Source organism: Euzebya sp., from assembly GCF_964222135.1.
Lineage (GTDB): Bacteria > Actinomycetota > Nitriliruptoria > Euzebyales > Euzebyaceae > Euzebya.
Genome location: NZ_CAXQBR010000043.1, coordinates 1 through 24,977, shown reverse-complemented (window position 1 = coordinate 24,977; position 24,977 = coordinate 1). Strand labels below are relative to the sequence as shown.

Genomic DNA, 24,977 nt, shown 5'->3' with positions numbered 1-24,977 from the left:
GGATCAGGCGTTCTCCGTGCACCAGTCGGTCTCGGCGACCGGGCCGGTGCAGATCTCCTCCACGGTGCGGAAGCCGTCGGCGACGACGGTGTCCATGATGTTGTCGGCGGTGACCGCGGTCGGCTCGAGCAGGACCGAGGGGACCTCGCCGGCGCCGGAGTCGACGCTCGCGTTGGTCTCGGCCTCCTCGCCGTTGCGCAGGGCGACGGCCAGCTCGGCGGCCGCGGTGGCCTCCTGGGGGATGGCCTTGTAGACGGTCATGCACTGGTAGCCCTGCACGATGTTCTGCAGGCCCTCGACGGTGGCGTCCTGGCCGGTGACCGGGATGCCGGCGGCGTCGTTGGTGAGCAGCACCTGGACGACCGCGTTGCCGAGACCGTCGTTGGCCGCGAGGACCGCGTCGATCTCACCACCGGCGGCGGTGTACATCTGCTCGAAGATCTGCAGCGCCTGCTGGTTGTCCCACTCCGGGACCGACTGGTCGTCGACCTCGGTCCAGTCACCGGAGTCGAAGAGCGGGTTGATCACGCCGTCGTAGCCGTTCTTGAACAGCGTGGCGTTGTTGTCCGTCGGAGAGCCGTTCAGCACGGCGACGGCCGGGTTCTCGATGCCCTGGTCCTCCACGCACTGGACCAGCGTCTCGCCCTGCAGGCGGCCGACGGCCTCGTTGTCGAAGCTGACGTAGTAGTCGGCCGTGGAGTCGAGGGTCAGGCGGTCGTAGTCGATGACGGCGACGCCGGCGTCGCGGGCCATCTGGTGGATCGCGGCGCCGCTGCCGGAGTCGAGGTTGGTCATCACGATGACGCTCGCGCCGTTGGTGATGGCCTGCTCGGCCTGCTGCTGCTGGGCGACGGCGTCACCCTCGGCGTTCTGGATCTGGTAGTCGTCGGGGGACAGCCCGAGCTCCTCGAACGCGGCCTCGAACGCCGGGCGGTCGTCGGACTCCCACCGCGACGACGACGCGCTGTCCGGCAGCAGGACCGCGATCAGGCCCTCACCGCTGGCCTCCCCGCCGTCAGCCGCCTCGGTGTCCTCGGGCTCCTCCGCCGGCTCCTCCTCGGTCGCGGCGGGCTCCTCCTCGGCCGGCTCCTCCTCGGTGGCGGCCGTGTCCTCCGCGGCGCCCGCGGCCTCGGTCTCCTCGTCCGACCCCCCGTCGTCGCTCGCACAGGCCGTGGCGGCGAGCGCCAGGGCTGCGAGCAGCACGATGAGACGCGTCAGCACGTTCTTCCTCATGGCAGGTGTCTCCTGTCGCCTGCGTCGGCGACGATCGGCTCCGAAGCCCTGGTCGGGGTCGTGCGACTCCGCGCCCACCACGTCCGCGGCGGTCCAGGACCGGACGGCTATCGGCTCCGCCCTACGACGGGAGTCGTATCGCTGTGGACCAGCTGACGTCAAGGGCATTTCGGCGATTCCTCGGCCGTTCTGGCCGGTATTGTCGTCTTGTTTATACCGATTTACGTCCGAAATCGTGGGGTGCCCACGTCGGTCCGGCACCGGGGAGGCCCGACAGCTCGTGGGCTCGGACGAGGGCGCCGAGGATCGCCGCGCGGGAGCCGAGCGTCCCCCGGCGGACCTCGACGGCTGAGGACATCCCGGGCTGGCCGTAGCGGTCGACGGACTCGCGGACGCCGTCGACCAGGGGCTCGAGCGCATCACCGAGGTCACCGCACACGATCACCGCGTCCGGGTTGAGGTTGGTGCACAGGTCGACCAGGACCCGCCCGATCGTGCGGCCCGCGTCGGCCAGGACGCGGGTGGCGCCGGGGTCGCCCTGGATCGCGAGCGCGACCAGGTCGTCGCGGCCGAGCGGCCGCGCGTGCGCGGGCTGCAGGGCGGCGACCAGCCGGGGCACGCTGACCAGCGTCTCCAGGCACCCGCGCCCCCCGCAGCGGCACACGCGCCCCCCGTCCTCGACGGTGACGTGGCCGATCTCCCCGGCCGTGCCGCGGGCCCCGCGGTAGAGCCGGCCGTCGAGCACCAGCCCTGCGCCGATGCCGGTGCCCACCTTGACCGAGACGAAGTCGCCCACCCCTCGGCCCGCGCCGAACTGCAGCTCCCCCAGGGCGGCCAGGTTCGCGTCGTTCTCCACCGCGACGGGCATCTCGATGCGCGCGGCCATCTGCTCTCCGTGTGCGGCGGTCTGCCAGCCGGGCAGCATGACCGCCGAGCCGATCGTGCCGCTGATCACGTCGAGTGGGCCCGGGATGCCCATGACCACGCCGCGGATCGGCACGCCCCGGTCGGCGGCGCGCCGGAGCACCGCGAGCACCATGTCGGCGGCCGCGTCGATCGCGCTGTCCGCGGCGGTCGCGATGTCGAGGTCGGTGAGCATCTGCTCCTCGAACGTCGCGGCCTGCTGGTCGGCGTAGGCGACCCGCAGCCGGTCGTGGTCGAAGTCGACGCCGACGACCCAGCCGTGCCCGGCGGTCAGGCCCAGCTGGACCGCGGGGCGGCCGCGCCCTCGGCTCCCCTCCGGTCGCGCGCCGGCGCGCTCCTCGACGAGCCCCTCGTCGATCAGCTCGGCGACCAGGGTCGAGACCGTCGTCTTGCTCAGCCCGGTCGTGCGCGACAGATCCGGGCGCGTGGTCGGTCCCTGCGACAAGCGCTCGACGATCATCTCGCGGTTGCGCGCCCGGAGCGCGCCCAGCGCTCCACCTCGGCCCTGGCTCACCGGCGGGACGCTAGTCCTGACACCGGGTTACGTGCAAGAGCTCGGACGAATTCAGCGGGTCGGGCAGGTGTCAGGCCAGCTCGCGGATCACGGCGCCGGCCAGGGCCATGCCGTCCGCGGTGAGTGCCAGCCGGTGCTGGTCGGCCGTGACCAGTCCCCGGTCCACGACCCGCCGGAGGGCGTCCCCGTCGAGGGGGTCCACGTCCGCCCGCTCGACGCCCTCGACCAGCCGCAGGCCCATCATCAACCGCTCCAGGCGGCGTCCGCCGGCGTCCACGTGCTCCTCGCCGCCGAGGGGCTCGACTCCCCCGGCGACCAGGCGGGCGTACCGCTCGGGGTCGCGGACCAGCCACCAGCGCCGGTCGCCCCACGACCCGTGCGCGCCCGACCCGAACGCCAGCCAGTCGCCCCCGCGCCAGTACATCAGGTTGTGGTGTGACTCGCGGCCGGGGACCGCCCAGTTGCTGACCTCGTAGCGGCGCAGCCCGGCAGCCGTCAGGCGCTGCTCGGCGGCCCCCATCCGGGCGGCCTGCACGTCCTCGTCGGGCTCGAGGGTCGGGGTCGCGCGCACCCTGGCCGCGTAGGGCGTGTTCGGCTCCACGGTCAGCGCGTAGGCGGAGACGTGGGTGACGCCGAGGTCGATGACCGCATCGAGGGATCGCTGCCAGGACGCGTCGGTCTCACCGGGCGTCCCGTAGATCAGGTCCAGGCTGAGCTGACCGATCCCGGCCTGACGCAGCCGGCCGACGGCGGTCGGAACCGACTCGGGGTCGTGCCAGCGCCCCAGCGTCGACAGCACCTGGCTGTCGAAGGACTGCGCGCCCAGGCTGATGCGGGTGACGCCGGCGGCGGCGAGCGCCTCGGCCATCGCCCGGGTCACCGTCTCCGGGTTCGCCTCGACGGTCCACTCCGCGTCCTCGGTGAACGGGAACGACCGGCGGAGGGCGGTCAGGATCCGGGCGAGGTCGTCAGCGGGGAGGTACGTCGGGGTCCCTCCCCCCACGAACACCGACGAGAACGGTGCCCACTCCCCCGCCGTCCGCTCGATGTGGGTGCGGAGCGCCGTGACGTAGGCGGGGATCGCCTCGTCCCGGTCGGCGAAGGTGGTGAAGTCGCAGTAGTCGCAGCGGCGGAGGCAGAAGGGGATGTGGACGTAGATGCCCTGCCCCCGCCGGCCCGCGGCGGCGTCCGGCATGGCCACCGCGTCAGTCGCCGATGGAGAGCGCGGCGACGAAGGCCTCCTGCGGGATCTCGACCGTGCCGACGCTCTTCATCTTCTTCTTGCCCTCCTTCTGCTTCTCGAGCAGCTTGCGCTTCCGGCTGACGTCACCGCCGTAGCACTTGGCGAGCACGTCCTTGCGGCGGGCCTTGACCGTCTCGCGGCTGATGATCTTCGCGCCGATGGCCGCCTGGATTGGCACGTCGAACATCTGGCGCGGGATCAGCTCCTTCAGCTTGGTCACCATCGCCTTGCCGTACTCGTACGCCTTGTCGCGGTGGACGATCGAGCTGAACGCGTCGACCGCCTCGCCGTTCAGCAGGACGTCGACCTTGACGAGGTTCGCCGCCTGGGAGTCGGCTGCCTCGTAGTCGAGCGAGGCGTACCCGCGGGTGGAGGACTTCAGCCGGTCGAAGAAGTCGAAGACGATCTCGGCGAGCGGCAGGTTGTAGCGCAGCTCGACGCGCTCCTCGGTCAGGTAGTCCATCTTCAGCATGGTCCCGCGGCGCTTCTCGCACAGCTGCATGACCGGGCCGACGTAGTCCGCCGGCGTGTAGATCATCGCGTCGACGGTCGGCTCGAAGATCGTCTCGATCTGGTTGGGGTCCGGCAGGTCGGCGGGGTTCGACACGCGGCGCTCGCTGCCGTCCTGCATGACGACGCGGTAGGCGACGTTCGGCGCGGTGGTGACCAGCGGGATGTTGAACTCGCGGTCGAGCCGCTCGGAGATGATCTCCATGTGCAGCAGGCCGAGGAAGCCCGCGCGGAAGCCGAAGCCGAGGGCCACCGACGTCTCGGGCTCGAAGGTGAAGCTGGCGTCGTTCAGGCGCAGCCGGTCGAGCGCGTCGCGCAGGTCGGGGAAGTCCGCCGAGTCGACGGGGTAGAGGCCGCTGAAGACCATCGGCGTGGGTTCGCGGTAGCCGGGGAGGGGTGAGGGCGCACCGGCCTTGCCCCCGAGGGTGATCGTGTCACCGACCTTCGCCTCGCCGACGCCCTTGATCGCCGCGGTGAGGTAGCCGACCTCGCCGGGTCCGAGCTCGTCGATCGGCTTCGCCTCGGGTGAGGTGACCCCCAGCTCGTCGATCTCCCCCTCGAACCCGGTGGCCATCATCTTGATGGGGTCCTTGGGGCGGAGCCGGCCGTCGACGACCCTCGCGTAGACGATCGTGCCGCGGTAGCTGTCGAAGATCGAGTCGAAGATCAGGGCGCGGGTCGGCGCCTCCGGGTCGCCGGCGGGGGGCGGCACCAGCTCGACGATGCGGTCGAGGACCTCGGGGACGCCCTGCCCCGTCTTCGCGCTGACCTTGAGGATGTCCTCCGGCTCCCCCCCGATCAGTGCGCAGATCTCCTCGGCCACCGCCTCGGGGCGGGCGGCGGGCAGGTCGATCTTGTTGAGGACCGGGATGACCTCGAGCCCCGCTTCGATCGCCAGGTAGAGGTTCGCGATCGTCTGCGCCTCCATGCCCTGGGCGGCGTCGACGAGCAGCACCGCGCCCTCGCAGGCGTTCATCGCCCGCGAGACCTCGTAGGAGAAGTCGACGTGGCCGGGGGTGTCGATGAGGTTGAGGAGGTACTCGCCCTCGCGGTGCGCGTAGGGCATCCGGACGGCCTGGGCCTTGATGGTGATCCCGCGCTCGCGCTCGATGTCCATCTTGTCGAGGTACTGGTCCCGCATCGAGCGCGCGTCGACGAGCTCGGTCACCTGCAGCATGCGGTCCGCCAACGTCGACTTGCCGTGGTCGACGTGGGCGATGATCGCGAAGTTGCGGATGCGCTCGATCGGGTAGGTCATGTGGCCATCGAGGGTAGCCGCGGCCGCTCTGGCGGGGCCGGTCGGGCGGTGACACGCCTGCGGGCCGCTGGTACCCTCATCGGTCCCTGCCGAGTGAGCGGCGGTCCTGTCGCGCCCCCACTCCCGCCCTCTCGTACGAGGAAAGCTCTCCACCCATGGCCAACATCAAGAGCCAGATCAAGCGCAACCGCCAGAACGAGGCCGCTCGCCAGCGCAACAAGGCGAAGCGGACCTCGCTCAAGACCGCGATCAAGCGGTTCGAGGCGACCGTCGAGTCCGGTGACGCCGCCGCGGCCGGCGAGGCGTACCGCGAGGTCGCCCGCCGCCTGGACAAGGCCGCGTCCGCCGGCGTGATCCACCAGAACAAGGCTGCGAACAAGAAGTCGCGCCTGGCCGCGCGGATCCCCTCCGCGTAGCGCCGCACAGCCAGCCTCCGGACGGCCCCCCGCCACGCCGCGGGTGGCCGTCCGCCGTCTGCGCGTGGGGCGACGCCGCCCCGGGGTGGTCCAGTACGGTGCGCGGCGATGACCGACCTCGCCGACCTGCTGCGCCTGCTCGACATCGAGACGATCGACGTCGACCTCTACCGGGGGCAGTGCTCCACCGCGGCGCGGGACCGGGTGTACGGCGGCCAGGTCGCCGGGCAGGCCCTGGTGGCGGCCGGCCGCACCGTGGCCGACGACCGGTTCGTCCACTCGCTGCACGCCTACTTCATGCGGCCCGGGGACCCGAGGATCCCGATCGTCTACGACGTGGACCGCCTGCGGGACGGCCGGTCGTTCACGACCCGGCGGGTCCGCGCCCGGCAGCGCGGCACGGCCATCTTCACGCTTGAGGCGTCCTTCCACGTCATCGAACCCGACGGCCTGCGGCACCAGCCGGTGGCGCCGGACCCCCCGGACCCCGAGGGGCTCCCGACGCTCGTGAGCGAGGTGGGGGCCGACCCCGACGGGATGGGCGAGATCACCGCCCTCGACTTCCGCATCGCCCCGCGGTCGGCGGACCCCGAGGCGCCGACGCGCTACTGGTTCAGGGCCAGCGGGGAGGTCGACGGCGGACCGCTGGTCCACGCGGCGATCATCACCTACGCGTCGGACCACACCCTCCTCGGCAACATCCTGACGCGCCACGGCCGGTGGTTCGGCGACGCCGACCTGATGATGGCGTCGCTGGACCACGCGATGTGGTTCCACCAGCCGATGCCGGACAGCACCCGGTGGATGCTGTACGAGACGACGTCGCCCGCCGCCGGCGGATCCCGGGGCCTGGGCCTGGGCCGCATCTACGACCAGCGGGGCACACTGCTGGTGACCACCGCGCAGGAGGGACTGGCCCGGGTCATCTGACCGCCTGCGGGTAGGGTGCGCGGGGTGAACGGGGGACGTCCACCACCTCGGCCGGACAGGCCGACCCACCACGACGTGGTGACCGTCGCTGCGGCCGTCGTGGTGGCCGTGCTGCTCGCCGGGGTGCTGGTGCCGGCACCTGCGCGCGGACAGGAGGCGGTCGAGGAGGCACTCGCACTCGGCGGTCCTGGGGTCATGCACGCCCAGGTCCTCGAGCGGATCCGCGCCGCGACCGGGGTGGAGCCCCAGGTGCTCGGCGGCGGAGATCGCCACGCCACGGCGATCGCGGTGTCGCAGCGGATCCACCCCGACGGAGCGGAGGTCGTCGTGCTGGCGACGAGCCGCGATCCCGCCGACGCCCTCGCCGCCGGGCCGCTCCTGGCCCGGCCCGGCACGGCGCTGCTGCTCGTGGACCGCGACGCGGTGCCCGCGTCGACGGCGGAGGAGCTCGAGCGGCTCGCGCCGGACCGGGTGGTGGTCCTCGGCGGGTCCGCGGCGGTCAGCCCCGACGTCGTCGCCCGAGCCCGCGCCCTGACCGGCGTCGCGCCCGAGCGCATCGCCGGGGAGGACCGCTACGCGACGGCCGCCGCCGTCTCGGCTGCGACCCTGCCCGACGGGGCCGAGACGGTGGTCGTGGCGTCCGGGGAGGGATGGGCCGACGCCCTCGCGGCCATGCCGGTCGTGGACGCGGAGGACGCGGGTCTCGTGTTGACGCGCGGCGGTGACGTGCCGACGGCGACCGTCGACGAGCTGCGTCGCCTGGCGCCCGACCGCGTCGTCGTGCTGGGCGGGACGGCCGCGGTGTCCGCTCCGGTCGCGGACCACGTGGCCGCGCTGACCGGCGCCGAGGTGCAGCGGATCGCGGGCGACGACCGGTTCGAGACCGCCGCGGCGATCGACGCCCACGCGCGTCCCGGTGGCAGCCGGGTCGCGTACGCGGTCACGGGGTCTGACTGGGTCGATGCGCTCGCGGCCGGACCGGCGGTCGCCGCCGAGGACGCCCGCCTGCTGGGCGTGGACACGACCCTGCGGTGGCCCGCGCCCGACCTCGGTCCCGCGATCGCCGCGGCGCGGTCCCGCGCCGGTCACGTCAGCATCGCGGTCCGGGGCACCGCCGGGAGCGAGGCCGGCCACCAGCCCCAGCGCCCCGTCGCGGCGGCGAGCACCCTCAAGGTGATGTTCCTGGTCGCGTACCTGCGCCAGCCCGCGGTCGCCGAGCGGGACCTGACCGCGGACGACCTCGGGCTGCTCGAGCCGATGATCACCCGCTCGGAGAACGCACCCGCCACGACGATCGCGAACCGGCTCGGATCCGGCCCGCTCGACGGACTGGCAGCCGAGGTGGGCATGCAGGACTTCGCCTACACCCGGCCGTGGGGCAACACCCGCACCTCCGCCCGCGACCAGGTCCGGCTCATGGCGGCGCTGCCCGACGTTCTGCCGGAGCGGCACCGCGCGTACGCCCTCGACCTGCTGACCCGGATCGTCCCCGAGCAGCGCTGGGGCATCGGCACCCTCGACCTGCCGGGGTGGGTGGTCCGGTTCAAGGGCGGCTGGGGGTCGGGCACCGGGTCGGTCGACCACCAGTCGGTCCGCCTCGAGCACGCCTCCGGCGCGGTGGTCAGCGTGGCGGTGACCACGACCTCGAGCCCGTCGCACGCCTACGCCACCGAGACCCTCGAGCTCGTCTTCCGCGAGGTGCTGGCCACCCTCCCCTGAGGTGGTGGCGGGAGAGGGACGGGGTCGGTCCCGTGGGGAGCGGGCAGGGTGGGCGTCGTGCCGACCGCAGACCCCGCTCCTGCCGACCCCTCCCCCGCCCCGGCGACCGATCCCGCCCCCGCCGCCACGGCCCGGGGGTCCGGGGCGCTCGTCCGAGATCGTCGCTTCGGCTCCTACGTCGTCGGCCAGTGGCTGTCGAACACCGGCAACTGGTTCCACAACGTGGCCGCGGGGATCGTGGTGTTCGAGCTGACCGGGTCGAACACCCTGGTGGGGGTCGTCGGAGGTCTGCAGTTCGTGTTCATGCTCGTGCTGGCACCCTACGCCGGCAGCCTGGGCGACCGGGTCGACCGTCGCCGGCTGCTGCTCGGCGGGCAGGTGATCGGGCTCGTCGGGGCCGTCGGGTTGGCGGTGGTGGCGCTCACCGTCGGCCTCGATCGGGCGGGCGGGGTGTGGCCGGTGGTGGCGGCGACGGCGGTGATCGGGATCGGCTACGCGGTGTCGGTGCCGACGATCCAGGCCTACGTGCCCTCCCTGGTCCCGAGCGTCGACCTGCCGCAGGCGATCGCGCTGAACTCGGTGACCTTCAACCTCGCCCGCGCGATCGGGCCGGCGGCCGCCGGTGCCCTGGTGGCGGGGGTCGGCGCCGGGTGGTCCTTCGGCGTGAACGCCCTCAGCTTCGCGATCTTCACCGCCGTGCTGGTGGTGCTCGGGCGCGTGCCGCCACCCGCCGCGCCCGCCGACGACCAGGGCTCGGGTGGCCGGGCCGGTGGCGACCAGGACGCCTCCGCCCTGGCGGGCCTCCGGCTGGCGCGGCAGGACCGGGTCGTGCTGACGGTCCTCCTCGGGACGGTGGCGGTCGGGTTCGCCTCGGACCCGGTCAACACGCTCGCGCCGGCCCTCGCCGCGCGGCTGGGCGAGGGCGACTGGCTGGTCGGCGCGATCGGCTCGGCGTTCGGGGGCGGCGCCACGCTGAGCGCGGTGTTCAACAAGCGGCTGCGCGAGGCGATCGGCAGCCGCCCGACCGCCATCCTCGGCCTGGTCGGCGTCGGGGCGGGCATGGCCGCCGGCGGGGCCGCCCCGACCGTCCCGCTGCTGCTCGTCGCCATGGCGGTGGCCGGCGCCGGGTTCATCCAGGCCGTCTCGCAGTTGAACACCGCCTTGCAGCTCCACGTCGACGACCGGGTCCGGGGACGCGTGATGGCGCTGTGGAGCGTGGCGTTCCTCGGCGTCCGCCCGGTCGCGGCGGGGCTCGACGGCGTGGTCGCCGACGCGGCCGGCGTCCCGGTGGCGATGGCGCTCGCCGGCAGCGTCGCCGGCGTGGGCGCGGCCGGGTTGTGGGTGACGCGGAGCCGGTCGACCCGCGCGGGGGCTTAGCGAAGGATCTCCCGGTCGGGGTCGGGCACGGGCAGCCGCTCGGTGGAGGCGACGCCCAGGACCGCGCGCTCCACGGCCAGCGCGGGGTCGAGGTCGCCGGACTTGATCTCGAGGTCGCAGGCCGCGAGGTGCTGGACCGCAGCTGTCAGCTCGCCCGGCCCGAACCGGGACCGCGCGGACTGCAGGCGGGCGACCTGCGGGCGGGAGAGGCTGAGGCCGACCGCCTTGCCGTCGAGTCCCGCCGCGACCGCGATGAGCTGGCGCATCTTGTAGGTCAGCGCCCCGAGGACCATGACGGGGTGGTCGCCGGCCTCGAGGCAGCCCCGGAGCAGCCGCAGCGCCTCGGCCGGCTCGCGGGCGCACATCGCGTCCGCCACGGCGAAGGCACCGCGGGAGCCGTGCCCCACGACGACCTGCTCGACGTCCTCCCGGCTGACCGTCGTGCCCTTCTCGGTTGCGGCGCTGGCCTGGGCGACCTTCTCGGCGATCCCGTTGACCGTCAGGCCCGAGGCGTCGAGGACCGCATCGACGGCGTCGTCGGTCGGCACCCGCTGGTGGCGTCGGAACTCGTCGATGACGAGGCGCCGCCAGGCCTTGTCCTCCCACTCCTTCGGCGGGGCGGTGTCGATCCGACCGCCGGCGGCCTTGATCGCCTTCGCGAGGCCGAGGATCGGCTTGGTGCCGCTGGACAGGAGCACGATCGTCGCCTCCGCCGTCGCGCCCTCGACCTCGCGCTGCAGCGCCCGCGCCGCCACCTTGGGGAGCAGCTGGGCATCGCGGACGACGTAGGCGCGGGGGATCGCGAACAGCGAGGCGGTCCGCAGGTCCGGCAGGTTGTCCTCCCCGAGGTCGCTGCCCCGCACCTCGGTGATGTCGAGCTCGCCCCCCGCCTCCTCCCGCAGCTCGTCGAGCAGCTGGTCGGCGGCCCGCCGGACCAGCAGGTGCTCGGGGCCGGTGAAGAGGTACGCGGGGGGGCGGGCCATCGGTGCGGGAGTCTACGCAGGGGGTGGGACGTCGCCGTCCCCGCACCTCGCCAACGGTCGGCTAACGACGGGGACGGCGCGCCCCCGTGCGGACGTCGGGTGGGGCTAGCGTCCTCCCCATGCCACGCGCACCCCGATCCCTCGCCCTGCTCGTCGCGGCAGTCCTCGCCGTCACCCTCACCCCGTCGGCCGCCTCGGCCGACGACCAGGCCGTGATCGACACCGCCATCGCGATCAGCCAGCAGCGCTTCGGCGACCACGCGTTCGCGGGCACCACGATCCCGCGGGCGGCGTGGGGGGTGCTGGCGCGCACGGGCGTCTTCGCCGACTCCCTGTCCGGATCCGGGCTGACCGGCGCCGGACCGCTGCTGTTCACCGCCCCCGACGCGATGGATGCCGCCTCGCTGGACGAGCTGGACCGGGTCCTCCCCCCGGGGGACCGGGTGTTCCTGCTCGGCGGCCCGAGCGCCCTGTCGGCGGAGGTCGAGGCCGCGGTCGAGGCAGCCGGGTTCGTCCCCGTGCGGCTGGCGGGACCGTCCAGGATCGAGACGTCCCTCGCGATCGCCCAGCAGGTGTCCGAGATCGGCGGGTCCGGCAGGGTCGGGCTCGCCAGGGCCGATGGCCCCGCGGACAACCCCACCGCGGCGTGGGCGGACTCGGTGACCGCAGGGACGTGGTCGGCGGACCAGGCGGTGCCGGTCATCCTGAACCCGACATCCGGTCTGCACCCGGCGGTCGAGCAGTACCTCCGCGAGCGGGCGCCGGAGACGACCTACCTGTTCGGTGGCGAGGCGGCGCTCGGCCCCGACGTGGAGAGCGGCGCCGCTGCCGCCGGGACCGCACCGGTCCGGATCCAGGGCACCAACCGCTACGCCACGGCGGTCGCGATCGCCACGCAGCTGTGGGGTGGATCGGCGTCGGGCGACCGCCTGATCACGTCGGGGAACGCCGTGGACGGGTGGGCCTACGGCCTCGCCGCCGCAGGCCTCGGGGCCCAGCTGAACCGACCGCTCCTGCTGGTCGAGACCGACCGCCTGCCCACGGAGACCGACGAGGCCCTCTGCGACGGCGGCACCAGAGCCGACTCGATGGTCATCGGCGGACCGGACGTCGTCAGCCAGGCGGTCCGGGACGCGCTGGCCGCGCCCTGCTGACCACGACTCCGGGTCGTACATGATCTCCCGGACCTCCTGGGCGCACCGGCACCCGTCGGCGATCCTGGCGGCCCAGTCGAGCGCCTCCTGACGCGAGTCGACCTCGATGATCGAGAAGCCGCCGATGACGGTCTTGGTCTCGGGGAACGGGCTCTCGGCGACCGACCCGTCGGGTGCCACGACGCTCGCCCGCTGGCGCTCGAGGCCGCCGCCGAAGATCCACACGCCGGCCGCCTTCGCCTCCCTGACCACCGCGTGCGACGCCTCGGCGACCGCGGGCCAGTCCTCGTCGGCTATGTGGTCCATCGAGCCGTCGTCGAAGGAGATCAGGTACCGCGCCATCTCGTCGCTCCTCGTCCAGCGGCCCCGGTGGCCGCGTCCCCCGGGTGGACGTCACCACGGTCCGGACATCATCGCGCGCAGGCCACCACCCCATGCAAGCATCGTGCTTGCATCGGTCGTACCCTGTGTGCATGGCCGTTCTTCACGTCCGCGATGTGCCAGACGAGACCATGGCCGCTTTGAAGCAGAAGTCGGCTCGGGCCGGACAGTCCGTGCAGGCCTTCGTACGCCAGCTCCTCGATCGGGAGGCCGCGATCATGTCCCCCGAGGAGGTCGCGGAGCGAGCCCGGCAGATCGCGTCACGATCCGCGGTGACCAGGCAGGACGTCCTTGACGCGATCGACGCGGCTCGAAGACGCGAGACCTGATGATCGTCGTGGACACCGCGGCCCTCATCGAGTACTTCACGAGCGCCGCTGACGATGCCATGCGGTTGAGAGACCGGATCACCGGCGTCCCCTTGGCCGCTCCGCATGGACTCGACCTCGAGGTCATCTCCGGACTCCGGGGTCTGGTGCTGGGCGGGAAGGTCTCGCCGGAGGACGGTCGTCGGGCGCTGCTCCTGATGGAGCAGCTGGACCTCCGCCGCTACGACATCGCCCCGCTGACCGACCGCATCTGGCAGCTGCGCGACAACATGTGGCCCTACGACGCAGCCTTCGTCGCGTTGGCCGAGGTCCTCGACGTGCCTCTTGTGACGGTGGACGCGAAGTTCGCTCGGACGCCGGGTCTACGGTGCCAGGTCGAGGTGGTCGCCTGACACGCGACTCGACCACGCATGGGGTCCCATCTGACGCGACCACGACGACGTGTCGGGCTGCTCGTGCCGAGCCATCCTGCGCACCGACGTCGCGGACCAGGAGGCACTAGGGCCAAGGGTCCGCAGACGTGGTGACATCACGGCCGCAGGATGATGACCACGTCACCGTCCTCATCGGTACGCCGCAGATCGATCCCGGCCAGGTCGGCGAGCACGTCCGGGTGGGGGTGGCCGAAGTCGTTGTCCGCGCCGACGCTGATGACCGCCACCTCGGGGGTGGTCGCGGCCAGGAAGCCCTGCGCGTTGGTGGCACCCCCGTGGTGGGGCACCTTGAGGACGTCCACGTCAACCAGCGGGTCGTCGATCAGGAGGGACTGCGGAACCACCTCGGCGTCACCGGTGAGCAGCGCGCTCCGCCCACCCGGCACGTCGACCCGGAGCACCAGGCTGTTGTCGTTCGGGTCCTCGCCGAGGCCGGTCTGGGGCGGGGACAGCACCCGGATCGCGGTCGTCCCGTGCTGCCACGACCCGCCGGCGGCGACCGTCGTCACCCGCGTGCCGGCGGACCGGGCCGCTGCCAGCAGGTCCGCGGCCGCCTCGCCGCGCGGGCCGATGATGACGGTCCCGACGTCGACGGCGCGCAGCACCGCCGGGAGGCCCGTGACGTGGTCGGCGTCGGAGTGGCTCGCCACGACCGCGGCGAGCCGGGTGATCCCGCGGTCCGCGAGGCGGTCCGCCGCCGCAGCGGGATCGGGCCCGCCGTCCACGAGGACCCACCCGCCGCTCGGGTCGCCGAGGAGGATCGCGTCCCCCTGGCCCACGTCGAGGGCGATGAGGACCGGCGACGCGGGCGCGCCGGTGGACGTGGGTCCGCGACCGACGAGCATCGCGGCGACCACCGCCACGACGACGGGGCCGACGACGCGGACGCGGTGCGGCAGGCGACGCCACGCCAGGATCGCGAGCAGCCCCGCCGCCGCGAGCGCGCCGATGACCTCCACCGCCTGGCGGACGGCCGGGTCGGCGAACCAGCGAGCGCTCGCCAGCACGAGCCACAGCGCCGGCCGCGCCACGGCCGCCACCACGCCGGCCGCCTCGACGTCGATCACCGCGACGACCGCCGCCACGGCACCGACGAGGCTCGCGGCGCCCGCGGCGGGGACCGCGAGGACGTTGGCCGGGATGCTCGCCGCGTGGACCCCGTCCCCGCCGACCAGCAGGACCGGGGCGACGGCCACCTGGGCGGCGACGGTCGCGCTCGCGAGCGCCGCGACCGGCCGTGGCAGCCACGTCGGACGTCGGGCCGCCAGCGCAGGCGCGATCAGCACGACACCGGCCGTCGCGGACATCGACAGCACGAACCCCAGCCGCCTGGCGAGCATCGGATCGACCAGCAGCACCACCGCACCGGCGGTGCACAGCAGGTGCCCGGTGGACCGGACGCGGCCGACGAGGAGCGCGGCGAGGACCAGCGTGGCCATCGCGCTGGCACGGACGACGCTCGGCTCGACGCGCACGAGCACGGCGAACCACCACACCGCACCCAGGGCGAGCCACCAGCCACCCCGACGACCGACGCCGACGAGGCCCGCGAAGCCGAGGACCCCGGCGACGACGAGCGCGACGTTCGATCCGGAGACCGCCACCAGGTGGCTGAGCCCGGCGTCGCGGACCTGGTCCGCCGTCGCCTCCGGCAGGTCCTCGACGTCGCCGGTCACCAGGCCCGCGAGCAGCGCCGCGGGGGCTCGTCCCAGGTGCGTGCCGGCGGCGGCGCCGGTCCGGACCCGCAGCCAGGTGGTGGCCGCCCGCCATCCCGGCGGGTCAGCGATCGGCTCGGTCCGGACGGGGTCGATCTGCACGACCGCGCCGAGTCCCTCGAACCACCCCGCCGCCGCGCCCTCGATCGGCGTGGCGAGCCCCCGGACGCGGAGGTGGGCGTCGAACGGCGCCCGGACGTCAGCCGGCAACCGGAGGACCACCCGCTCGCGGGTCCGCCGCGGTGCCGAGGCCGCCGAGGTGCACCCGGGCCCCTGCTCCGGCGCTGCGGCACATCTCGTGGAGGGGGTCGGGGTCCGCGCGTCGGCGGGCACCTCGACGGCGCTGAGCCGCGCGAGGACCCACCGGCCACCGGTCCGGGTGGTCCGCGGGTCGTCGACCGCGGTGAGGTCGACCGAGACTGCGAGCCCACCCCCCGTCGCCGTCACCCGCTCGTCGACCGCCCGTGCGAGGACGCCCTCCGCCACGGCGACGGTCCGGACGCTCGCCCCGCGCGCGGCGGTCGCCGCGACGGCGAGGACCACGGCGACGAGCAGCGGACGTCCGCGGCGGCCGATCGCGGCGAGGGCGGCTCCCGCCACCGCGGCCACCCCCGCCACGAGTCCGATCGGCGCGACGAGGGGGATGGCCGCGCCGACGAGCGCACCGACCCACGCGCAGGCGAGCACGAGCGCGGCGGTGGTGGTCGTCACCGCGTCCCCGTCACACCGAGACCAGCGGCTCGAGCTCGGCGAACCGCCCGGGGCCGATGCCCGGCACCTCGAGGAGCTGGGTCACGTCCAGGTACCCGCCGATCGCCTCGCGGTGCTCGACGATCCGCTGGGCCATGACCGGTCCGACCCCCGGCAGCGCCTCCAGCTGGGCCGTGGTCGCGGTGTTGAGGTCCAGCGGGCCGGGGGGGTCGCCCGCAGCGGAGGGCGGAGGCGGGGCGCTCGGGGGCGGGTCCTCCCCGGCAGCGGGCACGTGGACCTGCTCGCCGTCCTCGAGCGGACGGGCGAGGTTCAGCGCCCCGGTCACCGCGTCGGGGGTGGGGCCGCCGGCGGCCGTGACCGCGTCGGCGACCCGGGACCCGGCCGGCAGCGTGAGGACCCCGGGCCGTGCGACGGCGCCGGCGACGTGGCCGACGACATCACCGGCGGGGGTCGCAGGACCGGGAGGGGGCCCGCGCGGGGCGTCCGGGGTCACCTCGAGCGGGCCGGGGCGCTCCTCGACGGTCGAGGCGACCGGTGGCGCGGGAGCGGCGGACTCATTGGTCCACCACACGACCCCGCTGAGGGCGGCGGCGCCGGCGAGCAGGATGAGCAGAGCCAGCGCCTCCGCCGGCGCGATGCCGACCGGTTCCAGGGACTCGCGCAGCCGCGCCAGGTGGGAGCGCACACGCGGAGGATGCCGTCGCTGACGTGGCCGCCGCGGCGCATGTCACCGACCCTGGGGATAACCCGGCCCGACGGCCGCTCCACCCCTCCCCACCGGTTCACCACCCACACGGATGGAATCGACACGCTCACGGGACGGCACGGGATGGAATCGACATCCCCGTGGCCGGTCACTGCGTCTCGGTGTGGCGCAACGCGGGAACTGCGGCTCACCGTGGTCCATGTGGTCGCTGACGGTGTCGAATCCATCCAACGGCCGGCGACGACGGTGTCGAATCCATCCACGGGCCGGCCACCACGGTGTCGAATCCATCCACGGGGTGGCGCCCAGCCCGGCCCTCCCGCGACCGCTCCGCGTGCCCTGGGCTACCCCGCGGCGAGGCGGGCAGCTTGGCCGACCCAGTCGTCGCGGCGGATCCTGCCGGGGAGCTGCGGGAGCCGCTTCTGGAGCGCGTCGACGTCGTCGTCGCTCAACCCGGCCAGCTGCGCGAACGTCGTGATGCCCTGCGCGTTGAGTGCCCGCTCGATCGCCGGGCCGATGCCCGCGATCTGCTTCAGGTCGTCAGCCGGCCCGTCGGGAGCGGTCGTGAACGGGCCGTGCGGGGGTGTCGGCAGTGCGTCGCCGGCGTCCGGCGCACGGTCAGCTGCCACGCGTCCGGCGTCCGCGGCGATCCCGCCCTCCACGGCCTCCGCCGACGCGGCCGTCGGCAGCTCCGCGGTGTCGACCTCCTCCACGGCCTCGGACCCGGGCGCCTCGTCCGCCCGCACCGCCGAGGCCGCCGCGCCGGTGGCACCCACCGGGGCCGTACCGGCGGACGGGGTGGGCCGCACCGGCGTGGCGACGCTGCCGGCGCTGACCGGCGCGGGGTCCATGAACGGCTCGGCCGGCGGCAGCGGCGGCGTCTCGTGCCGGCGCTGCCAGGCGACGACACCGCCCGCGGCGGCCAGCAGGAACAACAGCAGCTTGAGGGCGCGCGATCGCATCACCGCAGACCGTACAACTACAGTCGCCCCGATGGACTCACGAACCCTGTGGGCGTCCGCCCAGCCGACGGCGCAGGCCTGCCTCGGCCACCCCTTCGTCCGCGGCATCGCCGACGGCTCGCTCGCCCGGCCCGCCTTCACCCACTACGTCGCACAGGACGCGTTCTTCCTCGAGGCCTTCGCGCGGGCGTACGCGCTCGGCCTGGCCCGCTCCCCGGACGGCGACGTGCTGCGGCGCTTCAAGGCCCTGCTCGACGGCGCGGTCGACGAGCTCGACCTCCACGCCGGCTACGCCGAGCGCTGGGACGTCGACCTCACCCCCTCCCCCACCGCGGCGACCCGCGCCTACACCGACTTCCTGCTGCGCACCGCGGCCCTGGAGCCGCTCGGGAACGTCCTCGCCGCGATGACGCCGTGCATGCGGCTGTACGCCTGGCTGGGGCAGCAGCTCGCCGAGGACGCCGACCCGTCCTCGGACTACATCGACTGGGTCCGCACCTACGCCGCCGACGACTTCGAGGTTCTCGCGGCGACCGTCGAGCAGCTCCTCGACGACCTGGGCGGGCACCCGGCCACGCTGACCGACCGCTACCAGACCGCGATGGAGCTCGAGCTCGCGTTCTTCGACTCCGCCCACGCCAGCGCAGCTGAGGGGGCCACGGACCGGTGAGCACCTCGAGCGCGCTGATCACCGCCCACCCCGACGCCTGGCGGGCCGCGACCACGTCGCCGTTCCTCGACGGCATCGCCGACGGCAGCCTCCCGGCGGACGCCTTCGACCGCTGGCTCGAGCAGGACCACCGCTTCGTCGAGACCCTCGTCCGCGCATGGGGCCGGCTCCTCGGGTCGGCGCCCCGGCGGGACATGGGGCTCCTCGTGGGAGGGATGCGGGCCTTCGTAGACGAGCTGGCCTGGTTCGAGGACATCGCGGCGGTGCGTGGTCTCGACCTCGACGGTCCGGAGCTGCCCGCCACCGCCGCCTACGACGAGGTCCTCATGGACCTCGCGGGACGTGCGTACCCGGTGGCGATCACCGCGATGTGGGCGGTGGAGGCGGCGTACCTCGCCGCGTGGCAGCGGGCGCTGCCCGGCGCGGAGGCCTACGCCGAGTACGTGACGCACTGGGCGAACGACGCGTTCGCCGCGTTCGTGACCGATCTCGGGCGGGTCGTCGACCGCGAGCTGCCCGACGGCCCGACGTCGGCGGCGACCGACGCGTTCCTGGTCGTGGCACGCCACGAGGCGGCCTTCTGGGCGATGACCCTCGGCTGAGTCCGCCCCATCAGCCACACCGTGACGGGGTCGGGGAAAGGATCCGCGCGAGGTACGGCGACAGGAACACCCCGTCGGGGTCCGATCGCTCGCGCTCGGCCGCGAAGTCCGCGAACCGCGGGTACAGGCCCTGCAGGTCGTCGGCCGCGAGCGTGTGCACCTTCCCCCAGTGCGGCCGACCGCCGTGTGACCGGAAGATCGCCTCGGCCCGGCGGAAGTACCGGGTGTAGGGCATGCCGCGGAACGCGTGGATGGCCACGTACATCCGGTGCGACCCCTCCGGCCCCCAGGCCGGTGAGAGCCACGCGGTCCGGTCCGCGGCGACCGCCCGCACCTCGACCGGCAGGGCGACGGGCAGCCGCTCGGCGGTGATCAGCGCGTCGAGCGCCTCGAGGACGGGGACGAGGGCGTCGGCGGGCAGGGAGTACTCCATCTCCTGGAACCGCACCCACCGGGTCGACGCGAACGCCGCGTGGCTCGGCAGCCGCGACTGGACGTCGGCGATGCCGCGGGCGAGAAGCCGGCTGACCGCGGCGGACGCGCCCGGGAAGGTCCGCGCGACCTGCCCCGCGGCCCAGATCGCGGCGTTCTCGAGCACCACGTCGTTGATCCGCTGCATCGCGCTGGTCGGCAGGGCGGGCTCGTCGGTCGCGTCGGCCAGCTTCAGCTGGGTCCAGCGGGTGTGCGGCAGCCAGTAGAACTCGGCGTGGCGGTGGTCGCGCAGGTGGTGGTCGAGGTCGGTCAGCACGTCGTCCAGCAGGACCCGCGACACGTGCGTGGCCAGCCGGTAGGCGGGGACGACGGCGAGGCGGACGCGGGTGACCACGCCGAGGGTCCCGAGGGCGAGGCGGGCGGCCTCGAGCGCCGGCCCGCCGGCCCCCTCGTCGGTCCCCGTCCCGTCGATCCAGCTGATCTCGCCGCGGGCGTCGACCAGCTCGACGCCGACCAGGTCGGCGTGCATCGGCCCGAACGCGAGTCCTGTGCCGTGCGTCCCGGTGGCGAGTGCCCCGGCGATGGTCTGGTGGTCGATGTCGCCGGCGTTGCGCAGGGCCAGCCCGTGGTCGGCGAGGCGCGCGTTCAGCTGGCGGATGGTCGTGCCGGCGCTCGCGGTCACCGTGCGGCCGTCCGGCGCCGGCTCGACGAGGGTGGGCATGTCGGCGAGGGTGGCCATGACGTCGTCGCTCGCGGCGATCGGCGAGAAGGAGTGGCCGCTGGCCGCGACCCGCAGGGTGCGTCCGGCCAGGCCGCGGACGAGGTCGGCGACCTCGCCGGCGTCGCGGGGGCGAGCGATCCGCTGCGGGGTCGCCCGGACCGACCCCGACCAGTTTCGCCAGCGCGGGGGGTGAGCCATGCGGCCCGATGCTAGAGGCGTCGCCCGCACACCCACCGGTCGCTCAGCCGCCGGCGACCTCGGCGTAGCGGCGGTCGATGGCGGCGAAGGCCTCCTCCAGGGTGGCGTCGCCGGCGATCCACCGCGTCATCTCGAGCCAGAACGACCCCGGTCGGGAGCTGGCACCGACATCGCCCGGCATCAGGTCGGACCCGTCGAAGCGGAACACGTCGGCCTCGCCGAGGATCCGCGCGGCCTCGCGAGCGGAGTCGGTCGGGTACGCGGTGGGATCGACGTCGGCGAGCGGCGACAGGAAGCCGCCGCGGGCCCACCCCTCCCCCGCCTCGCGGGTCGTGATGAAGTCCATGAAGGCACGCGATGCGGGCGTGTCGGTGTAGCGGGCGGCGAGGTCGGCGGCGCCGAGCACCGGCGTGCCGTGGTCGGGGTCGATCGGCGGCAGGACGAACACGCCGTAGTCGGTGCCGAAGGTGGCGTCGGGGTCGGCCTCGGCGATGAACCCCTCGATGAACGTCGCCTGCCGGTGCAGCACGCACCGCGCATCGGACCCGCCGAGGATCCCCGCGACCGACTGGCCGAAGTCGGTCCGGGCGATGGCCTCACGGCCCCCGGCGACGTAGCCGTCGGTCGTCCAGATCGGCACCATGTGCTGCTCGACCGCATCGAGGACCTCCGGGGAGGCGAAGGCGAGCTCGCCGGCGACCCACGCGTCGTAGCGCTCGGGTCCGAGTGCGCGCAGGACCACGTCCTCCACCCAGTCGGTCGCCGGCCAGCCGGTGGCCTCGCCGGACTCGATGCCGATGCACCACGGCGCGTGGCGGCCGTCCTCGGCGATCTGCTCGGTCAGGGCGAGGAGGTCATCCCAGGTGGAGGGGACCTCGTAGCCCGCGGACTCGAAGACCGGCAGGTCGTACCAGACCAGGCTCTTGATGCTGACCCGGACCGGGAACGCGTAGGGCACGCCGTCGACCGTGGTGAGGTCGACGACCTCCGCGACGAGGTCGACGCGCGCATCCTGCTCTCGAGCGGGGGTGGGACGGTCCAGCGGCTGGACGACGCCCTGGGCGATGAAGTCCCGGAGGAGGCCGGGCTGGGGGTGGAGGATGATGTCCGGCGGCGTCCCCGAGGCGATCCGGGCCCGGGCGAGCTGGCCGAAGTCGTTCGACCCCTCCTCGGTGACCGTCACGTTCGGGTGCCGGGCTTCGAAGGCCTCGGTCACCGCCTCCAGCGCCTGGACGTCGGCCTCCGCCGTGAACGCGTGGAGGATCGTGATCTCGCCCGAGAGCGCCTGCCCACCGTCCTGGCCGGTGCCCCGCGCGCCGTCGCCGTCCGCCGCCCCGCTGCAGGCCGCGGCGAGCACGGCGATCACCAGCCATGGCAGCACGGTGGTTGCGTGCGTCGACGACCTCATGTGCGTGCGGTTCCCCTCCCTCGCGGCTCCACCAGCCTGACACGCGCAGGCGCCGGCGCCGCCGGGGTGGGGCGTCAGCGGTCGGCCAGGCGCTCCACCGCGGACATCCGGTCCTCCGACGAGGTGACCACCAGCCCGAGCGCCCGCAGGATCGCCGCCCCTTCGGGCAGCGACACCCGGGCACCGGTCGTGGTCGTCCGCTCCGGGTGCAGGTCGTAGCCGACCGCGCCGGTCAGATCGGCCTCGGAGAGGTCGGTGCCCGACAGCCTCGTCCCCGTCAGGTCGGCGTGGCGGAGGTCCGCGCCGCGGAGGGCGCTGCCCTCGAGATCGGCCTCGACCAGCGCGCAGCCGTACAGGACGATCCCGTCGAGGGCGAGGCCGTGGGCGTCGACGTGGTCCATGCGGCAGTCGACGAACGCGGGCGGGTCCGCCAGCCCGAACTGCGGCCAGTCGAGGACGGTCAGGTCCACGCCGAGCAGGTCGCACCCCACGAACGTGCAGTCGGTCAGCCGGGTGTCGTGGAACCGCGCGTTGCGCAGGTTGGCGGCCTCGAACGCGCAGCCCTCGAAGGTCAGGCGGGTGAGATCGGCGCCTTCGAGCGCCGCACCGGGGAAGCGGCAGCTGACGTAGGCGGTCGCGCCCGCGACCAGCTCGTCGACCTCCGCCCCGTGGACCTCAGCCACGGCGGCGGGTCCTGGGGAGTGGAGCTGAGGGGAATCGAACCCCTGACCTCTTCAATGCCATTGAAGCGCTCTACCAACTGAGCTACAGCCCCGGGCAGGCGGTGGAGTGTAGCAGCCACCGCGACGGTGGCTAGCGGGCCTCGACCGCCTCATCGACCTCGGTCCGGACCGCGTCGCTCCACAGCCGCTCGAGGCCGTAGACCTCCCGCTGGACCGCGGTGAAGGCGTGGATGACGAAGTCGCCGTAGTCGAGCACGATCCACCCGGCCTCGGGCGATCCCTCGCGGCCGATCGGACGGCGGCCGTGGGTGGTGCGCAGCTGGTGCTCGGCCTCTTCGACCGCGGCCTTCAGCTGGCGGGCGTTGGCCGTGGACAGCAGCAGGAAGAAGTCGGTGATGCCGAGCAGCGGGCCCACCTCGAGGACCACCACGTCGGTCGCCTTCTTCGCGCTGACCGCTGACGCCCCCGTCATGACCTGCTGGCGGATCTGCGCGAGGTCCATCTCAGCGGTCGTGCTGCCTGCGGTGGGAGTGGTGTCCGTGGGAGCTGGCAAGTCGCCTCGTCGGGGATCGGTGGCTAGAGACCAGCCGGGGCGCTCGAGCCGCGGCCGATGAAGTCGCCGCCCACCACCACGGTGAGGTCCACGACGCTCTGTGGCTGGCGGCTGACCCGGATCGTACCGACGCCGAGCGCGGACTGCACCTGCCGCGCGGCGTCCAGGAGCTCGGGGGTCTCGTCGTAGATCAGGATCTGGGTCTCGAGGAAGTCGAAGCTGCGGGCGTTCTCGGTGCGCACGATCCGCAGCCCCATCCCCTGCAGCCGCTCGTCGACCTGCTGCCCGATCCCCGGGGTGCCGACGCCGTTCAGCACCTGCAGCGACAGCGGTCCGGTCGCACCCGCCGCGGGGACCGCGCCGGGGAGCTCGGCGTCGACGAGGGCCGCCACCTCCTCGGTGAGCAGCTGGAAGCTGGCGCCGAGGCCCTGGTCCGCCGAGCCGAGGGGTTCGACGGGGAGCAGCTGGTAGGTCATCCGCCCGTCCACCGCGGCCCGCGCGGCGGTGCCGATCACGTCGCTGAGCACGGTCCGGTCGAGGTCGGCGCGGTGCGGGTCGAGCGCGTCAGCCACCGCGGCCGGGTCGGCGTCGGCCACCGCCCGCAGCATGGCGTCGAGCGCCCGCTGCTGGCGGGGGAAGGTGTCGAGCTCGCTCTCGCCCCGCTCGGCGAAGGCCCAGAAGGCGGCGAGCCTGACCCCGTTCAGGAACTGCGGGCCGGGCTCGAAGGCGACCGTGCCGGATCCGTCAGCGGCGCGGGCGACCAGCCGCTCGGGGACGTCGACCTCCGCCCCGCCGATCCGCTGGAGGAGGGTGCCGAGCGCGGGCTGGTCGAGGGCCACCGACCCGGCGATCTCGATGCCGATCGCGTTCGAGAGCGTCGCGGCGGTCAGCGCGTGCCCGCCGTACTGGTGGGCCAGGCCGACCCGGTCCATGCCCACGCCGGGGATCTCGACGAGGGTGGTGGAGGGGACGAACGTGGCGTTGGCGGATCCGTCCTCGCCGGCGGCGAGCAGCGTCAGGCCGATGGCCGGACCACCTGGCTCGGCGGTGCGGACCCAGGCGATCACCTGCTGCGGCACCGGTCCGGCGGGGGTCACCTGGCCGTCCGCGGGGGCCTCGGCGGTCTCGTCCCCGCCGGTCAGGAGCAGGACGGCCCACACGACCAGGCCGATGGCCACCGCCAGGGCCAGGACCAGTCCGGTCCGCCGGGCCCGTCGCAGCCACCTGGTCCGCCGGCGTGTGCGGCGGCTGCGGGCGAGGTGGGCGCTGCGGCGACCGGCGGCACGACGGTGCCGGGGGCGGTCGGTGGTGGGGGGCGGTGGAGCCGGCGGGTCGAGGAGGTCCATCAGCTCACCCCGACGTCGGCCGCGGCCAGGCCCTGCCCGTGGGTGCCGTACAGCCCGTGCTTGCGGGCGAACTCCTCGACCTCGCGCGGGATGAGGTAGCGGACCGGTCGTCCCGCCTCGAAGCGGGCGCGGACGTCGCTCGAGCTGATCGCCAGCGCGGGGACGTCGAGCAGGGTGACCTGGCGGGTGAGGTCGTGCTCCTCCAGGGCGGCCAGGTCGTATCCGGGCCGGGTCGCCGCGACGAAGGAGGCCAGGTCGACCGCCTCACCGGCGTCCTTCCAGGTCAGGATGTTGAGGATCGCATCGGCACCGGTGATGAAGAACAGCTCGGTGTCGGTCAGGCTCGCGCGGAGGGACCGGAGGGTCTCGACGGTGTAGGTCGGCCCGCCCCGGTCGATCTCGATCCGGCTGACGCTGAAGAACGGGTTCGCGGCGGTGGCGAGCACGGTCATCAGGTAGCGGTGCTCACCGGCGGAGACCGCACGCCCCCCGCTCTTCTGCCACGGCGCGCCGGCGGGGACGAACACGACCTCGTCCAGCCCGACGTCCACGCGCGCCTGCTCGGCGGTCACCAGGTGCCCCATGTGGATGGGATCGAAGGTGCCGCCCATGATGCCGAGCCGGCGAGCCATGACGGCCAAGTGTAACTACAACCTCATGAGCATCACAGGGCCACTTGAGCCACAGGAGTCACACGGGCGACGGAGGGGGCGCCACCGGTGGGCCAGGTCCCACTGATGTCAGCTGCCATGAGCATGGGACCACCCTGAGGCAGGTTCTGCCAGATGGATGGGACCACCGTGTTGCCAGTCGTGGGACCACCTCCCGGGGGTGGGGTCGCCTGAAGTGTTCGCTCCGTCGTCGT

The 24,977-nt window shown here is 73.9% G+C and carries 23 protein-coding genes, 1 tRNA gene and 1 pseudogene; 9 read left to right on the top strand and 16 right to left on the bottom strand.

The genetic code is table 11. The features are described from left to right. Positions 1-3: 3 nt before the first annotated feature. The 4 genes from ACEQ2X_RS09990 to lepA all read right to left on the bottom strand — a co-directional run bounded on the left by ACEQ2X_RS09990 (position 4) and on the right by lepA (position 5,682). The gene (locus ACEQ2X_RS09990; protein ID WP_370325661.1) at positions 4-1,233 is read right to left on the bottom strand and encodes a sugar ABC transporter substrate-binding protein; all 1,230 of its coding nucleotides are present in this window, start codon (positions 1,231-1,233) and stop codon (positions 4-6) included. A gap of 211 nt (positions 1,234-1,444) precedes the next feature. Next, entirely contained in the window at positions 1,445-2,671 is a 1,227-nt protein-coding gene (locus tag ACEQ2X_RS09985) for an ROK family transcriptional regulator (RefSeq protein ID WP_370325660.1), read from the bottom strand. 70 nt (positions 2,672-2,741) lie between these two features. Beyond that, positions 2,742-3,866, bottom strand: a complete 1,125-nt coding sequence (gene hemW, locus ACEQ2X_RS09980) for a radical SAM family heme chaperone HemW (RefSeq protein ID WP_370325659.1) — start codon at positions 3,864-3,866, stop codon at positions 2,742-2,744. Positions 3,867-3,876: 10 nt separating this feature from the next. Continuing rightward, a complete protein-coding gene (gene lepA / locus ACEQ2X_RS09975; RefSeq protein ID WP_370325658.1) occupies positions 3,877-5,682 on the bottom strand; it encodes a translation elongation factor 4 in 1,806 nt (601 codons plus the stop codon). Between the two features lie 155 nt (positions 5,683-5,837). Between lepA and rpsT the strand changes: the two genes are divergently transcribed. The 4 genes from rpsT to ACEQ2X_RS09955 all read left to right on the top strand — a co-directional run bounded on the left by rpsT (position 5,838) and on the right by ACEQ2X_RS09955 (position 10,124). Next, complete coding sequence (gene rpsT / locus ACEQ2X_RS09970) at positions 5,838-6,098, top strand: 30S ribosomal protein S20 (RefSeq protein ID WP_370325656.1); 261 nt, start codon at positions 5,838-5,840, stop codon at positions 6,096-6,098. Between the two features lie 108 nt (positions 6,099-6,206). Continuing rightward, complete coding sequence (locus ACEQ2X_RS09965) at positions 6,207-7,028, top strand: acyl-CoA thioesterase (protein ID WP_370325655.1); 822 nt, start codon at positions 6,207-6,209, stop codon at positions 7,026-7,028. A 78-nt stretch (positions 7,029-7,106) separates the two neighbouring features. Next, positions 7,107-8,747, top strand: a complete 1,641-nt coding sequence (locus tag ACEQ2X_RS09960) for a cell wall-binding repeat-containing protein (protein ID WP_370325654.1) — start codon at positions 7,107-7,109, stop codon at positions 8,745-8,747. A gap of 57 nt (positions 8,748-8,804) precedes the next feature. Further along, positions 8,805-10,124 carry an MFS transporter gene (locus ACEQ2X_RS09955; RefSeq protein WP_370325653.1) on the top strand — a complete coding sequence of 440 codons (1,320 nt, stop codon included), beginning with the start codon at positions 8,805-8,807 and terminating at the stop codon, positions 10,122-10,124. On the opposite strand, the gene holA is transcribed toward ACEQ2X_RS09955, so the two are convergent. Beyond that, on the bottom strand, positions 10,121-11,107 hold the full coding sequence (gene holA, locus ACEQ2X_RS09950) for a DNA polymerase III subunit delta (RefSeq protein ID WP_370325652.1): 987 nt from the start codon (positions 11,105-11,107) through the stop codon (positions 10,121-10,123). The two genes, ACEQ2X_RS09955 and holA, sit on opposite strands and share 4 nt — an antisense overlap. A 119-nt stretch (positions 11,108-11,226) precedes the next feature. Between holA and ACEQ2X_RS09945 the strand changes: the two genes are divergently transcribed. Then, entirely contained in the window at positions 11,227-12,261 is a 1,035-nt protein-coding gene (locus ACEQ2X_RS09945; RefSeq protein ID WP_370325651.1) for a cell wall-binding repeat-containing protein, read from the top strand. Between the two features lie 9 nt (positions 12,262-12,270). Here ACEQ2X_RS09945 and ACEQ2X_RS09940 read toward each other — a convergent pair. Continuing rightward, a pseudogene (locus ACEQ2X_RS09940) lies at positions 12,271-12,603 on the bottom strand (YciI family protein); the annotation flags it as partial. Positions 12,604-12,695: 92 nt separating this feature from the next. Here ACEQ2X_RS09940 and ACEQ2X_RS09935 point away from each other — a divergent pair. Together ACEQ2X_RS09935 and ACEQ2X_RS09930 are read left to right on the top strand one after the other, a co-directional pair. Next, positions 12,696-12,971 (top strand): hypothetical protein, encoded by a 276-nt coding sequence (locus ACEQ2X_RS09935; RefSeq protein ID WP_372530557.1) that lies wholly within the window; start codon positions 12,696-12,698, stop codon positions 12,969-12,971. After that, the gene (locus ACEQ2X_RS09930; RefSeq protein ID WP_370325650.1) at positions 12,971-13,363 is read left to right on the top strand and encodes a type II toxin-antitoxin system VapC family toxin; all 393 of its coding nucleotides are present in this window, start codon (positions 12,971-12,973) and stop codon (positions 13,361-13,363) included. The genes ACEQ2X_RS09935 and ACEQ2X_RS09930 overlap by 1 nt, the downstream gene beginning before the upstream one ends. Positions 13,364-13,500: 137 nt before the next feature. Here ACEQ2X_RS09930 and ACEQ2X_RS09925 read toward each other — a convergent pair whose 3' ends face one another. The 3 genes from ACEQ2X_RS09925 to ACEQ2X_RS09915 all read right to left on the bottom strand — a co-directional run bounded on the left by ACEQ2X_RS09925 (position 13,501) and on the right by ACEQ2X_RS09915 (position 17,499). Beyond that, positions 13,501-15,831, bottom strand: a complete 2,331-nt coding sequence (locus ACEQ2X_RS09925) for a ComEC/Rec2 family competence protein (protein ID WP_370325649.1) — start codon at positions 15,829-15,831, stop codon at positions 13,501-13,503. A 10-nt stretch (positions 15,832-15,841) separates the two neighbouring features. Continuing rightward, positions 15,842-16,516 carry a helix-hairpin-helix domain-containing protein gene (locus ACEQ2X_RS09920; protein WP_370325648.1) on the bottom strand — a complete coding sequence of 225 codons (675 nt, stop codon included), beginning with the start codon at positions 16,514-16,516 and terminating at the stop codon, positions 15,842-15,844. A gap of 365 nt (positions 16,517-16,881) precedes the next feature. Then, the gene (locus ACEQ2X_RS09915) at positions 16,882-17,499 is read right to left on the bottom strand and encodes a hypothetical protein (protein WP_370325647.1); all 618 of its coding nucleotides are present in this window, start codon (positions 17,497-17,499) and stop codon (positions 16,882-16,884) included. A gap of 31 nt (positions 17,500-17,530) precedes the next feature. On the opposite strand from ACEQ2X_RS09915, the gene ACEQ2X_RS09910 reads away from it, so the two are divergent. Together ACEQ2X_RS09910 and ACEQ2X_RS09905 are read left to right on the top strand one after the other, a co-directional pair. Next, a complete protein-coding gene (locus ACEQ2X_RS09910; protein WP_370325646.1) occupies positions 17,531-18,169 on the top strand; it encodes a TenA family protein in 639 nt (212 codons plus the stop codon). Then, positions 18,166-18,771, top strand: a complete 606-nt coding sequence (locus ACEQ2X_RS09905; RefSeq protein ID WP_370325645.1) for a TenA family transcriptional regulator — start codon at positions 18,166-18,168, stop codon at positions 18,769-18,771. The genes ACEQ2X_RS09910 and ACEQ2X_RS09905 overlap by 4 nt, the downstream gene beginning before the upstream one ends. A 10-nt stretch (positions 18,772-18,781) precedes the next feature. Here the strand turns inward: ACEQ2X_RS09905 and ACEQ2X_RS09900 are convergent, their stop codons facing one another. The 7 genes from ACEQ2X_RS09900 to nadD all read right to left on the bottom strand — a co-directional run bounded on the left by ACEQ2X_RS09900 (position 18,782) and on the right by nadD (position 24,744). Beyond that, complete coding sequence (locus tag ACEQ2X_RS09900) at positions 18,782-20,122, bottom strand: D-arabinono-1,4-lactone oxidase (protein ID WP_370325644.1); 1,341 nt, start codon at positions 20,120-20,122, stop codon at positions 18,782-18,784. Positions 20,123-20,165: 43 nt separating this feature from the next. After that, on the bottom strand, positions 20,166-21,503 hold the full coding sequence (locus tag ACEQ2X_RS09895) for an ABC transporter substrate-binding protein (protein ID WP_370325643.1): 1,338 nt from the start codon (positions 21,501-21,503) through the stop codon (positions 20,166-20,168). A gap of 101 nt (positions 21,504-21,604) precedes the next feature. Further along, positions 21,605-22,213, bottom strand: coding sequence for a pentapeptide repeat-containing protein (locus tag ACEQ2X_RS09890; protein ID WP_370325642.1), 609 nt, complete (start codon positions 22,211-22,213; stop codon positions 21,605-21,607). A gap of 19 nt (positions 22,214-22,232) precedes the next feature. Continuing rightward, positions 22,233-22,305, bottom strand: a tRNA-Ala gene (locus ACEQ2X_RS09885). Between the two features lie 38 nt (positions 22,306-22,343). Further along, entirely contained in the window at positions 22,344-22,715 is a 372-nt protein-coding gene (rsfS, locus tag ACEQ2X_RS09880; protein WP_370325641.1) for a ribosome silencing factor, read from the bottom strand. Between the two features lie 74 nt (positions 22,716-22,789). Continuing rightward, positions 22,790-24,112 carry an LCP family protein gene (locus ACEQ2X_RS09875; RefSeq protein ID WP_370325640.1) on the bottom strand — a complete coding sequence of 441 codons (1,323 nt, stop codon included), beginning with the start codon at positions 24,110-24,112 and terminating at the stop codon, positions 22,790-22,792. Then, positions 24,112-24,744, bottom strand: a complete 633-nt coding sequence (gene nadD / locus ACEQ2X_RS09870; protein ID WP_370325639.1) for a nicotinate-nucleotide adenylyltransferase — start codon at positions 24,742-24,744, stop codon at positions 24,112-24,114. The genes ACEQ2X_RS09875 and nadD overlap by 1 nt, the downstream gene beginning before the upstream one ends. Positions 24,745-24,977 lie beyond the last annotated feature (233 nt).